Here is a 13213-nt window from a genome sequence, read left to right as displayed (position 1 = left end):
CCCCCCGCAGTTCGCGCAAGGGCCCGAGCGCAAACTGGAAGCCCGGTTACCGCTGGCAAAGGCCGACTTCCACCGGCCCCGTGCTCGCGTCAACAAGACCATGTCGGGCGGCACCAGCGGTTCGCTGCCGGGCCAGCTCAACGCGCTAACAGCTCCCGAGCAGACACAGGAAGGAGCCGCCGTCCTCATCGCCCAGAACGACGAGACACTCGCGAAGTTCGTCCTCGCGATACTGAAGGACCTGGAATCTTCAGCCGAACGGGAAGCGAGCAGGTCCGCCGCGCTGCTCGTGCTTCGCCAGTACAATCAGGCCCTTCAGGCGGCAGATGCCGCCCTCGCCCTGAAACCTCAGATGCCCCAGGCATTGTGGAACCGAGCTCTGGCCTTGCGCGGACTGCAACATCCTCGAATGGCGGCGCAAGCCTTCCGAGACGTGGAGAAACTGGGGGAGCCCGGCTGGGCCGAAGAGGCCGCGCTTAACGCAGCGGAGTTGGAGTCCACCGTCCAACAAGGCTTCGAGCACTGGCGCGCAATGGATGCAGCGGGAAGGGCGCTTCTCGACGGGCCGCCCGTGAACCTTCCGGAACACTTCGTAGAGGTGCCCAGCGCGCGCCTCTACTTCTACGACGCGATACGAGCAGCCTCCAACCCGGAACAAGCCCTGGCCTTGTTGGACCTGGCCGCGAAGTTGGATGCCAGAGCAGGCAGGGGAAGCATCCTTCAAAACTACGTACGCCGGGTGGCAACAGCGGACTTCACGCGACGAGCACCGTTGGCTCGCGACTATGCCGAACTCGTCAAGGCGTACAGCGACCACTCCACTCCATCACCCTCGACCACAGCGCGTCGCAACGCGCTCTCGGAACAGTGGCAAGCGGACTTCTTGAACAGGCTCCGGTCCGCGCAGGAGTCCGACCTTCTACTTGGCACTCTGGTCCTCCTGGGTAAATCCCAGGAGGATTTCGCGCTTCTCGAACGTGCCGCGGGCGAGGACCCCTGGTTCGAACTCCTGCTCGCACAGAGGCGCGCGGCGGAAGTGTCAGTCCATCGAAGCGGTGGCGAAGCCATCCAGGCGCTGCTCGACGCCTATCGGCAGCACTGCCAGACAGCCGGACTGGAGTACCGCTGCATCCTGCTCGACATCGAGCTTTCAGGCCTTTACCTTCAGCGTCATCAACTCACCGAAGCGCTCCAACACGCCGAACGCGGGTGGACGAACGCACGATCCGGTGGCGAATGGCAGTTGGAACGTTCCCTCCTGTGGCAGCTTGCTCAGACGGCGAAATTCGCGAACGTCGCGGCGCACCTGGCACGCGCCCGTTTCAATGAATTTCTGGCGTTTGACCCAGCGGCTCCTGAGACCCGCCGGGCCGTGAACCAACACCTCGCGGACATCGCTTGGAACGAACTGCAAACCGAAGAGGCGCGCCAAGCCATCGACACCGCGCTGGCCACGGGACGTCCCCTCACCGTCAGTGGCGCGTTCACCCTGTCGGACCTGGCGCGCCTCATGCGCCACACCGAGGATGAGACACATCTCCTGCGAGTGAGAGACTCAGCCTCGACCCCCGATGAGCGGCTTCTCGCGGACCATGCACTCGGCCGGTTCATCATCGAAAGCGACCCGGCTCGAGGACGCCAGATGCAGGAGAACCTCATCGCGTCAGCGGCGAACGCAACCGCGGACACTCCCGTGGCGCGGCGCGTGCGGACCTACAGTTTCACGTCCTTGCTTTTCGAGGCGGGAAAGCGAGATGCCTATGACGAGGTACTCGACCTTGCCACACGTGAGCGAGGATCGCCCCTACCGGGCCGGTGCTTCCTGTTTGCGACCGTGGACTCGGAACGAACGCTGCTCCTGGTACGCGGAGCAGATGGGAGGCTGGTGGGTGACTACGACGATTCACGGCGCAGCCAACTGGGCGCGAAGCTCGATGGGCTGGTGAAGAAGGAGTCGCTCCTGGCGCCTCTGCGTGCCTGTGAGCAGATCGAGGCGCTCGCCAGGCCACCCTTGCATGGACGTGCGGGACTGCTCCCTCCCGAGTTCGCTTGGAGCTACCTGACGCGGCGCTCAGCGGAACGCGTACCGCCGAAGCCGACCATCAAGCGCCATCTGGTCGTCTCGGACGTCGAGGTCGCGGATCCGGATGCTCCGCGCCTCAATTCGTGGCGCACGGACTTTGGTCCGGACGAGATACCCGAGATCCTCAAGGGGAACCAAGCGACACCGAGCCGGGTGCTCAACGCCATGCAGCATGCCTCGGAAATCGACTTGGTGACCCACGGCTACATCAACAGCGCGATCAGCAGCCCCTACCTCTTGTTGGCACCTGAGCTGAGTGGCTCGGAGCTGACGATGTCGATGGTTCGGAGCACCCAGCTCCAGGGAGCCCCCTTCGTGGTGCTGGCCGCATGCACGGCCGCGCATACGACATATGCCGTCCACGAGCCACTGAGCTTCCCAGCAGCGTTCTTCGACCAGGGCGCCAGGGGCGTGCTCGCGGCGACATCGGACATCCTTGATGTGGATGCCAACGAGTTCTTCAACACTGTCCGGGCGCGCATGCGTAACGGGACGCCTCCTGCCATTGCCCTCCGAGATGAGCGGCAGGCATGGCTTGCGAAGGGCAGAGCCACGAGTTGGCTGGAGAGTGTCTTGTTGTTCGAATGAATTCATTGTGCCAGGCACCAGGTAATTAACCGGATCAAGGGCGTTCTTTCGGTCGGGTGACGGATGAATGGACATCCACCCGACAGGAGTCTCACGTGAGCACGCCCCCGCCACTTCCGGTGTATGAACTCGAGGACGCACCAGAGGCTTCGCTGTGGACGAAAGGTGACGCGTCCTCGCGACGCGTCTTTATTGTCCCGGTTCTTCCGCCCTCGACTTTCGTGGCATTTGGAGCGCTCTGGCCAGCGCCGACGGACCCGGTGGAAGCCCACTTCGTTGCAATGGGAAATGTCGCGGAGCACCTGGGCACCTTCGTCGAACGCATGGTGCGGGAGGAGACGCGCGTCGAACTGTGCATCTGCCCTCCCCTTCCCCGGGAACTGGTGGAGCAGTACGCCTCCGTCCCTCCCTACGAGGGACATGAGTACGAGGCGCCGCCCGGAACGCCCGTTCGAGGGATGTCGGCCCATGCCAGCGTGGAGGATTACTCGCGGCTGCGGGGCACGATGCTCTGGACCGAAGGTGATGCCACCTCACGGCACACCTATCTCTTGCCGTTGAGTGATTCCTCGGAGTTCCTGGCACTGGGCGTCACCCTCCCGTCTGCCGAAGTGGTCTTCGCGGCGAAAGGCTTGCTCGTCGAGAACCTGGGAACGCTCATCCGCCACGTCCGGGATGAGCAATCCTTTGTGGAGCTGTATGCGAGGCCGCCGCTGCCTCCGGAGGTTCTGGCGCGCTACCTGTCCCCGCATTCCTAGAGCACTGCCCATGCACGCCGAATTGCTCCTGTCTCACGACGACACGCACCACCCCGTCTTGAGCGATGGGCTCGATATTGAGTGGATACCGGATGTCCCCATTCCTGCGGGAAACACGTCCTCGAAGTATCTTCGCTCCAACTTCGCGAGTCCGAATGACCTCGCCGCGCAACGCTGGGGACTGGTGGCCCCCAAAGGCCCCGAGGGAGACCGGCTGTTGAGGCTCATCGAGCCACTCCGGGAACTGCGTCAACTGGAGCAAGGAGGACATCCTGTCCAGGTCTACCGCCCTTCGGGCGGGATGACATTCGACGAGGCCCATAAATGGAAGGACCGGACATTCGGCCCCGAGAAGGTCGACGAAGAAGACCGTCCCTCCTATCTACTCATCCTGGGAGACCTGGATGCGGTCTCACTGGAACTGCAGCAAGCCCTGGCAACAGATTCCTTTGTGGGCCGCCTCACCTTCCCCACGAATGAAGGCTACCGGGCCTATGTCGCCAAGGTCCTGCGCTGGGCGGATGCACCCTCAACCGCGCAGCGAGCCAACCTGCTCTTCTACACGGCACGAGATGGTAGCTCCGCGACGGAACAGGGGCATGGCTTGCTGATGCAGGCGTGCATCGAGTGCTTGAAGACGCGTCATCTCGAGGGGCGATGTCACACCCATTCTCCTGTGTCACTGGAGGAGACAGGAGCGGAAAAAGATTCGGCGGTGGAGCGATTCCTGGGCTTCGCCTCCCGGGAAGATCCCTCCGTGTTGCTGTCGCTGAGTCATGGGCTGGGCACCCCGACGAGTGGTCGCTGGGAATCTTCAGAGAAACAGCGGGCGCGGCAAGGCGCGCTCCTGCTGACACGCGAACAACTGCTCACAGCGGCCGATGTCGCGTCGCGGCCTTTCCTCCCTGGTGGCATCTGGTTCGGACTGGCCTGTTTCAGTGCAGGGACGCCCGCGCGTAGCGCCTATACGCCCTGGCTGCGAGACCTGCCCTCGCTTCAGGCAACAAGAATCAGTCCGCTGGCGTCCTTACCGCCACCCGGCGAGCGGCCCTTCGTCGCTGCGCTTCCCCAGGCGGCACTGGCGAATCCAGAGGGTCCCCTGGCCGTGGTGGGACACGTGGACCTGGCCTGGACCCTGGGATTCAACGACCAGGGACGCGCCAGGCACGCTCGATTTCATCAGGTGATCGAGCAGTTGGGCCATCAAGTGCGTGCTGGGGCAGCGATGAAGCCGCTGCTTGATGCCACCAATGAGCTCGGACGCTGGCTGAGCGCGACCGCCCATCAGGCGCGTGTGGCCCAATCTGAGAAGCGGCGCCCGCGGGAAACCCCGGCGGACTGGGCTTTTCGCTGGCTCAAGTACCACGACCTCGCCAGCTACGTCCTGCTGGGAGACCCCGCGGTTCGTCTGCCCATGACCGTGCATTCATCGCGGTACCTCGGCTCGCAGTCCCGTCGAAACGCGAGGTAACAATACGCGCCTCGTGCGTCCTCTCTGTGAAGCGTCATTTCGCAGAGAGGATCGCGCGTGACTATCTTGGAAGAACCTCTCGAGGTCGTGTTGGAGTTCTTTGGCGACGGAAAAGATTTTACCTGGAGTCCCAGGGAGTACAACTTCAAGCCCACGGGTGGCGATGCCAGTACACTCCAAATCCCGTGGGACCAACTCCGGCCCCAACTCGAAGCACTCAGCACTGGAGAACCTGGAGCCGTATTGCTCGAACAGTTCGGGCAGGAGCTTCGACGGTTCCTAGCGCCTACAGCGTGGCCCCTTGTCGAAAGCAAAATCGTCCAGGCCCTGGCTGAAGACAGGCCCGTTCACCTCACGCTCCGCTCTCACCGTGCGGACGACATTTTTTATCTTCCCTGGGAACTCCTCCGCCTGACAGCTCGACGCAGGCTGGGGAGATTGGCGAATTGCCTAATTCAATACGAATGTGCCACCGACGTTTCGAGCGTATCGCCAATGCGCCCCACCGGCAGAATCCTTTTCGCCTACTCGGAAGCCGGAGGGTCCGTCCCATTCATCAAGCACATTGAAGCCTTGTCGAACATCTGCCGGGAGGCAGGCCTAAATTTCGATCCGAACCAAGATGTCCTGCATAATGTCAACCAGAGCCGACTTGCAGCCAGGATGGCGGATGCAAAGCATCCCGTCACGGCGCTCCACCTGCTCTGTCACGGAGGCCAAAAGGATGAGGACAGCACAAGCTTCCATGGTCTCATCTTCGATCCGAAGCAGGACGACGACAGCGAGCCGGACTTCTTGGATGCGGCCGACCTGCAGCATCTGCTGTTTGAAGCCAGCGACTCCAGATCGCTTCGGCTCGTCACAATCTGCGCCTGCAAGGGGGGGGATGCGGGCACTCCGGGAGCGTTTATGGAGAGCAGTGCCCGGATGTTCCACCGGCAGGGCGTGCCCGCCGTGCTGGCATCCCGGTTGCCCTTGACATGTTCGGGCTCCATCACCTTCACAGAGGCCCTCTACCGAAAGCTGCTCCTATGCCGGGAGAACATGCGAACAGCACTCGCTGCGGCGCGGACCGAACTCGCTCTCAAGGAACGTTCTCACGATTCAATTTCGATTCAATTATATGCAAGGGCGGGAGACATCCGAGCCTTGCTTCCATTCAGCGATCCGCCTCCACCCAGCTTCGATGATGCCCAACCACGTGAAACGGTCCTCATCCGACATAGCGCATACAGCACCGCGTATGGAGCCCCTTCGACACAGGACATGCCGACGCTCTTCGCAAGAAGGCATGTTCGCCCGGTCATCAGCATTGACCAGGCCCCAATGATTTCCGAGCGCAAGTGGGAGAACCTGGAGCCAGAAGTCGCGAAGTTGGCGGCACGTGACGGAGTGCTCCGGCGAACGCTCGAAGAGCCGGACACGGACATCGTCTATTTCGGATTTCCATACATCGCGCTCGCGGTACTCGTCGGATATCTGGCCAAGACGCGCCACGTCGATGTCATCGAGTATGACCGGGCCGTCGGCCGATTCATGTGGCACCAGGACGAAAAGGAGCCCGAGCCACCACTCAGGATGGAGGCCACCCCAAAAGACTCGGGCACCGCTGCTCAGGTGAGAATTTCCATCTCCGCCGACGTCCAGCAGGAGGAGTGCGATCTCGTGCTGTCTAGTTCGAACGTGAAGTTGGACCTGCACTTCTCCTTGGAGCGGGCCCGGCGCGGCGTCGTGCGCCGGGCATCACAACTTCGGGAATATGTGAACGTCATTCGCGAAGCCATTGACTCGCACATCGCCGGGAACAGCAGCATTGAGAGCCTCCACGTCTTCGCCGCGGTTCCAGTGAGCGTCGCGTTCCACCTGGGGCAGGCCCTGGCCTTCACCGGCCTCCCCAACTGCTTCATCTACAACTTCGATGCTCGTGACGCCCCCCGTTACAAGTGGTGCATGCATCTCCAAGCCGCCGCCGAAGGTCGCACCTCCATCACTCTGTTCTCACTGTGAGCCACCTCCCCTTTCCCCATCAGGAGTGGAATCAACATGGCCATCATCCAATCTCAATTGATTCAGTTCGATGACAAAATCCGCCTCAGGCGATTCGATGAGAACAAGGAACTTCGCGAGAAACGAGACATCATCCTCGGCAAGCTCCGTGGGAGATTCGAAGCATTAAGGAAGGAGGAGAAACTGGACGTCCCCACGTTCGAGCACTTCAACCAGGGCAGCTACGAAATGGGGACGGGCATCCACCCGGAAAAGGGGGATTACGACATCGACGTGGGGCTCGCGTTCAACTGCGCGAAGACGAAGTACCTCAACCCTGTCGACTTGAAGATCCTGGTAGATGACGCCCTTGAGGGTCACGCGCTGCTGGGCTCCGAGGTTCGACGCTCGTGCGTCACCGTGAGATATCAGAAGGAGGGTGAACTGGCGTTCCATGTCGACCTCGCCATCTACACCTATGACAATCCTGACAGCCCCACGAGGCGGATGTTCATCGCCAAGGGCAAGAGAGGCTCAGGAGAGAACGACCGCCACTGGGAAGAATCCGAGCCCAGGAAGCTCACGGACTGGGTCGCGGGACGGTTCGTCGACGAGGAGCAACAAAGACAATTCCTCCGCGTCATTCGGGCACTGAAACGGTGGAAGACGAAGAAGTTCGCGACCGACGGACAAAACGCGCCGTCCGGCATTGGCCTCACGGTTGCGGCGGGCCAATGGTTCAAGCCGCAAGTCACCGTTGACCCCTTCAAGAGCACCACCACGACCATCGACGATCTCAAGGCCATGCGGAACCTCGTGGACACGATGGTCAGCCACTTCACCCCGACCAGCACGAAGGCGGACGGCTCCACGTTGTACCGGCTTGCCGTGACACTTCCTGTCGCGCCTGGGACGGACATCTTCACGAAGATGACCGAAGGCCAGATGACCACCTTCCGCGAGCGGCTCACCCAGCTCAGGGACTGCTTGGACCAGGTCAAGAACGAAGTGGACATCGTCGAAGCGTGCAAACGGATGCAGGACCAGTTCGGAGACGAATTCCCCGTTCCCGAGAAGGACAGCACGGGACGCAAGGCGGGCCCCGCCATCGTCTCCAGCGCGGTCTCAGCCTGAGCCCACCATGCCCTTCCCCTCGGACCTCTCCCACGAAATGAAGATAGCGCTCTTGGAGCGGTTGTCCCATGGCCACCTGATTGAAGAGTGCGGCCGGGTGGTTTGCCTGCAGTCCTTCTCAGGACCGCAATCGGGGCCGCTCCTTGAACCAGCTGTTGTAGGGGTTATGAAGGTGGGAGGGCATGCCTTCACGCTCCAGATACGCCTGACGGCAGCGTTCCCGCGCTGCCTTCCCGAGGTCCGTCTGATAAAGGAATCCGAGCCTCCACTCGATCTTCCCCACCGCTTTGACGACAGCCAACTGTGTTTCACGTCCGACGCCAACCTGCTCGACTGGAGAAGTCCTGAACGCATCCTGGACGAGTCACTCATGCTCGTCCGAGCGCATCTGGAGCGCATGCTCGAGGTGGACCGTCCCCAGGAATACCTGCGCGAAGCCTTTGCCTATTGGCAATCAACCTCCCGGGGCCGCTCGGTTCGTTGTTCGGTCTCCATCAACGAGACGCCACGAGAACTTCGCGTGTACTATGATGGCGCGGTTCCCCTTGTCGTCGCAGAGGACGCCGCCACCTGCGCCCAAATCCTGCCTGATCGAAGTACCAAGGGCCTGCACAGCAGCGCCGCCCTTTACGTCCCTCTTGCCCCCCTCTCCGTCGACCCAAACTTCCGGTTGGCTGAACTAGCTTCGACTCAAGGACTTCGAAAGTACGTACAGTCCCTGCCAGAAAGCCATCGCAAGGTCATCGCCAAATTCATTGCATCCCATGGATCTCAGGGCGCTCACTTCGTCGTGCTCGCCATGAGACGGCCCGAGGAAGAGCGTACGCTCATTGGGGTGAGCATCAGCGCCATGCGCGGCGGTCACCCGTTCACTGACAACAAGGCCACAGCGGCAGTCGTACCCTACACGCTGTTACGGATGGACCGTGCGTACCTTGAACGAAGAGGAGGAGCGAACACTGGCTTCCAGCGACGCCGTGTGCTCCTCGCCGGATGCGGTGCGGTCGGCGGATACATCGCGCTCGCACTGGCCCGAGCGGGTGTGGGCCACATTTCACTGGCCGACACGGATTTCTTCACCCCCGACAACGTGTACCGGCATGTCTGTGGGATGAGCGCGCTGTTCCAGCCCAAGGTCCAAGCGCTCAAGTCCGAAATCGAGCGCAGCGTCCCCTATGTCTCCGTATCGGAGCACTCCGAAGAACTCGGCGGTCTCCTTCGCCAAAGGGAGTCCTGGGTCAAGGAACATGACCTCGTCATCTCTGCGACGGGCCATCCCACCGCGGAACTGGACCTGAACGTGTGGAGCTGGTCGAATTCCGCGCATCCCCCCGTGCTCTTCACGTGGCTGGAGCCACTCGGCCTCGGAGGACACGCGCTCCTCACTCATGTTTCAACCAATGAAGGCGCCACTGCTGGCTGCCTGGAATGCCTCCATTCACGCCCGTATGACGGAGGCCCGCTGGAGAATCGCGCGGCCTTTGCGACTCCCGGAGGCACCTACACGCGCGATACACTCGGATGTGGTAGCCGCTACTTGCCCTTCTCCGACCTTGATGCCCAGCGAACCGCGGAGATGGCCTCCCGCATCGCATTGCAAGTGCTCAGCAGGGAGCAGACGACTCCAACGCTCGCCTCCTGGAAGGGGAACAGACGCGCGTTCGAGAATGCAGGCTACTGTGTGACCCCTCGCTTCGAGATGGACTCGGCTGGGAAGGACTTCCTTCGGGCGGACTGTGCCTGCTGCGGAACGCAATGACCCTGGACGCGCTTGTGTTCCAACGCCCTGGCGGCGGAAGAGTGAAGGTCGATACACAGCCGCTCGTCTTGATGCATGAGTTTCGCCAGGTCGCCGCCTATCAACACGAGGCGGGTGGCATCATGATGGGCCGCCACCTGCTAGCATGTGACGACGCCGTCATCGACGAGGTGACGTGCCCGCTCCCAGGAGACCAGCGCGGAAGATTGACGTTCTATCGCGACGCCAAACGCCATCAAGCGGTCATCGACGCCCGTTGGGCAAGGTCCCACGGAACCTGCCTCTACCTTGGCGAGTGGCATACTCACCCGGAACCATGGCCGACGCCTTCACGGGTCGATACCCACGACTGGCTTCGCCGGCTGAATGAGGTCTCGTTCGACGGTGAATCGCTCTTCTTTCTCATCGTGGGCACCCAGGGCGTGAAGGCCTGGGAGGGGCTCCGGCACTCACGGCGAATCGTACCGCTTCCCCGGTGGCAACCACCGGCCCACGCCTACCCATGAACGGACCGTCCTGGCTCAGCGCTCGGCGCGTGGCAGCCGCGTATAGGCGGAGGCTTTCGGAAGCGGCTGCCCGGCGCTCCGGCCTTCTCGCTCGCCGCGCCTCGCGCCTCGCGAGGAGACTTCGCTACCGTCGGCTGGGGCCCGTAGGACCCTGACCCGGTACGCGTGGCGCCCCGGAGAACCATCCCCATCCCGGTCGCACACCTGGAGAGGGCTGCCGGACGGGCGAGCCAAGGCGGAGGCGCCGCGGTCTGGTCGAGGCGCGCCTTAGGCTCCCGCGCTCGCGGGACGAGGGCACAGGGCGGCCCGGCATGGAGTCGCCGGGCCGGTCCTCCTCGAGCGCCGCGTGCTATTCGAAGACCTGGACCTCGGCGAGGCTGAGCGGCCCTCCGCCCAGGAGCTGGACCTTGACGTAGCGGCCCGTGCGCCGCACGGGAATGCGCGTCACGGTGCCTGCCTGGCCCGGATGCGGGAACTCGTGCCAGGTCGTGCCGTCCGCGGAGACCATGAGCATGAAGTTGGAGAGGCGCTCCACGCAGCAGTCGGTGCGGTTGTGGAGGACCACCGAGCCAATCCACCGCTGCCCCTCCAGGTCAACCATCCACCAGGGCTGTGGGTCCTGCGGCGCGCCCAGGGTGTGGGTGACGGAGAGGTTGGGGAAGACACCATCTGTGTTCCCGTCAACCGCCTTCCAGGCCTGCGCGTCATTGAGGAGCGAGGACTGGGTGGCGGGCTTGTTCAGCGCCAGGTTCTTGAAGGGAACCTGGACGAACATGCCAGTGGGCGTGCCATGTCGATCCATCTGCGTGAGCGAAAGCGCGGTGTCGTCCACCATTGCGTCCAGGTACGCACCGGAGATGGCCGCGCCCGACACGAACGAATGGAATCGCTCCGGCCCGGAGATTCGTCCCGCGGGCCGATAGAAGAACTCCTGGAAGGGCGAGCCGGGGCCGCGATGGTGGTGCCCCGTGAAGATGGCGATGACGTTGTAGTTCGCGATGGCATCCCAGTAGGCCACGCGCTGCGCTTCGGTCCACCAGTACTTGCCGTCCTCCTCGCCGGTGGAGAGCGGATCAAAGCCGTAGTGGTGGATGAGGACCACCGGACGTCCCGAGGCCCCTACATTGAATGCCAGGTCCATCATCAAAAAGACAAGCGAGTCCTTGGGAGAGTTCTCGGGACGGGTGGGCGAAGCCTCGGTCCCCGGGAAGAGGTTGAGCTGGACGAAGTGGATGTCATGCCAATCCCAGGAGTAGTGAGGATTGCCATGCAGGGACAGGACGGTGGCCCTCTTCCGGTCGTGGATGTCGTTCTGGATTTCCCCGCGGTCGACGCACGCGGAATCCGCTCCAGACGGGAGTCCACAGGCAAACTTCTGGGCGAACGTGGCTTCGTGCTGATCGTGGTTGCCGATGCCATCGTAGACGAACCGGCTCATGCCCGAGATGGCACTCTTGTACCAGGCGAACTCGTCCCGCGTCCGGGTGTTCTGCGTCAGGTCTCCGGCGACCACCATGCCCCTGATTTGCGGATTGTGGGTGATGGCGCTGACCATCGTCGACAGCGTTTGATTCGTGGCGATGTTGTCACCGCTGTTCTGGTACTGGGGGTCCCCCGTCACCAGGAACCGGACATCTCGCTTCGTGAAGCCCACACCATAGTTCGACTGATAGATGAGCTGATGGTCGTGCGTGAAGGACTTGCAGTAGTAGTTGGGCGGAAGGCGCAGATGGGAGCGATCCTCCTGCTCGACGGACGCATACCCCCCTGCTTGCAACGGCACCACGCAGTTGAAGGTGCCCACCTCGAACTGCGCACGGAGCATGGCACCTTGTGTGCCGGCAGGATTGCAATCCGTATTGCTCCAGTGACAGCACGCATTGGCACCCGTCGAAACGCTGGAGCTGAAGTCTCCGCCAAGGACTTTCACGTTCGCCGTCGTGTTGACGCTGTTGTAGAGGCAGAACGCCGAGGCGACGCCAGGCGCCAGCAGGAGCAGCGCCATGGAGAGAATGCGTGAGGCGGGCAACGAGAGGTGAAGAGGACAGCGCTTTTCGAGCATGAAGTTTCTCGAGGTCGAGGAGGGGGGGCGCCCGGCGGGGGGCACGCGGCTTGGGTGGCACGCGTGCCCGGGGCCGTCTCGCTATGGCGCGCAGTAGATGGCGCGCTCGAACTTGCCCGTCACGTCGACGATGGAGTCAGCGCGAACCACGTACTCACTTCCACCTACACGCGTGTCGGCGTTGCACCAGTCATACGTGTAGCCCAGCCCGGTCCAGGGGTAGTGCGTGCTCTGCCAGAACCCATAGCTGGAGGCGTAATAGGCGTTGATCCAATCCTTGTGCTCGGAGGTGGCCGAGGCAGGAAACTGCAGGCCGCACGAGGTGTCGTCAATCTCCGCGTCCGGGCAGGGCCGGAACATGTCCCCGGGCCGGACCCACAGCTCGACGATGTAGCGCGCGTTGTCGCCCTCCGTGGCCGGGGGCAGTCCCAGGTACTGGTTGAGGCGAGCGACGAGCTTCTCTTCGGGCACCGTCTTGCAGAACGTCTGGAGCTGAGGCGCGGGCGTGACCCAGACCTCACGGGAGAGGGTGTTCTCGCCCAGCGTGTAGCCCGTGTACGTGGTCCAGATGGCCATGCGCACCGCCGTCTGGGACTCGTTCCAGATGAGCCTCGGATTCGACGGGCTGATGTCCCACAGCGCCGTGGAGATGTCCGCGGAGGTGGGCTCGGCCGCGTTGCGGACGGCCTCCGCATAGGTCTGTGCGTCGCAGGCGAGCTCCTCGGGCGGATTCGGAAGCGGGTCCTGCGTATCGTCACCGCAGCCCGTGAGGGCCAGGAGCGCGGTGGTCGCGGTGAAGGTTCGCAGGGGACGCGAGAAGGCGCTGAACATCGTGAGGTCTCCGTGAAAGGGTGGATTCACGGAGA

At 62.7% G+C, this 13213-nt stretch carries 9 protein-coding genes; 7 read left to right on the top strand and 2 right to left on the bottom strand.

The genetic code is table 11. The annotated features are described in order from the left end of the window. The 7 genes from HV824_RS12170 to HV824_RS12140 all read left to right on the top strand — a co-directional run. On the top strand, positions 1-2671 hold a 2671-nt coding region (locus HV824_RS12170), incomplete at its 5' end, for a CHAT domain-containing protein (RefSeq protein ID WP_176423336.1). A gap of 281 nt (positions 2672-2952) precedes the next feature. Continuing rightward, positions 2953-3429: a hypothetical protein gene (locus HV824_RS12165; RefSeq protein WP_176423335.1), complete on the top strand. Its 477-nt coding sequence runs from the start codon at positions 2953-2955 to the stop codon at positions 3427-3429. A 10-nt stretch (positions 3430-3439) separates the two neighbouring features. Next, positions 3440-4900, top strand: coding sequence for a hypothetical protein (locus tag HV824_RS12160; protein WP_176423334.1), 1461 nt, complete (start codon positions 3440-3442; stop codon positions 4898-4900). Between the two features lie 57 nt (positions 4901-4957). Then, entirely contained in the window at positions 4958-6907 is a 1950-nt protein-coding gene (locus HV824_RS12155; protein WP_176423333.1) for an SAVED domain-containing protein, read from the top strand. 36 nt (positions 6908-6943) lie between these two features. Then, positions 6944-8020 (top strand): nucleotidyltransferase, encoded by a 1077-nt coding sequence (locus HV824_RS12150; RefSeq protein ID WP_176423332.1) that lies wholly within the window; start codon positions 6944-6946, stop codon positions 8018-8020. Positions 8021-8027: 7 nt separating this feature from the next. Beyond that, positions 8028-9779: a ThiF family adenylyltransferase gene (locus HV824_RS12145; protein WP_176423331.1), complete on the top strand. Its 1752-nt coding sequence runs from the start codon at positions 8028-8030 to the stop codon at positions 9777-9779. A 41-nt stretch (positions 9780-9820) separates the two neighbouring features. Further along, complete coding sequence (locus HV824_RS12140; RefSeq protein WP_176423330.1) at positions 9821-10285, top strand: Mov34/MPN/PAD-1 family protein; 465 nt, start codon at positions 9821-9823, stop codon at positions 10283-10285. Positions 10286-10634: 349 nt separating this feature from the next. Here HV824_RS12140 and HV824_RS12135 read toward each other — a convergent pair whose 3' ends face one another. Together HV824_RS12135 and HV824_RS12130 are read right to left on the bottom strand one after the other, a co-directional pair. Next, positions 10635-12110, bottom strand: a complete 1476-nt coding sequence (locus HV824_RS12135) for a discoidin domain-containing protein (protein WP_176417767.1) — start codon at positions 12108-12110, stop codon at positions 10635-10637. A gap of 318 nt (positions 12111-12428) precedes the next feature. Next, on the bottom strand, positions 12429-13178 hold the full coding sequence (locus HV824_RS12130) for a hypothetical protein (RefSeq protein WP_176417766.1): 750 nt from the start codon (positions 13176-13178) through the stop codon (positions 12429-12431). Positions 13179-13213: the final 35 nt, after the last annotated feature.

Origin of the sequence: Myxococcus sp. AM009 (genome assembly GCF_013372605.1) — a bacterium.
In the GTDB taxonomy this organism is placed as follows: domain Bacteria; phylum Myxococcota; class Myxococcia; order Myxococcales; family Myxococcaceae; genus Myxococcus; species Myxococcus vastator.
Note: the sequence above shows the minus strand (reverse complement) of the source record. Positions and strands in the feature narration are given on the sequence as shown.

Bases quoted from the DNA above. Each gene is read 5' to 3' on its own strand.
- HV824_RS12165 (WP_176423335.1), top strand. From the start codon at position 2,953: ATGGGAAATGTCGCGGAGCACCTGGGCACCTTCGTCGAACGCATGGTG.
- HV824_RS12160 (WP_176423334.1), top strand. From the start codon at position 3,440: ATGCACGCCGAATTGCTCCTGTCTCACGACGACACGCACCACCCCGTC.
- HV824_RS12150 (WP_176423332.1), top strand. From the start codon at position 6,944: ATGGCCATCATCCAATCTCAATTGATTCAGTTCGATGACAAAATCCGC.
- HV824_RS12145 (WP_176423331.1), top strand. From the start codon at position 8,028: ATGCCCTTCCCCTCGGACCTCTCCCACGAAATGAAGATAGCGCTCTTG.
- HV824_RS12135 (WP_176417767.1), bottom strand. From the start codon at position 12,110: ATGCTCCGTGCGCAGTTCGAGGTGGGCACCTTCAACTGCGTGGTGCCG.
- HV824_RS12130 (WP_176417766.1), bottom strand. From the start codon at position 13,178: ATGTTCAGCGCCTTCTCGCGTCCCCTGCGAACCTTCACCGCGACCACC.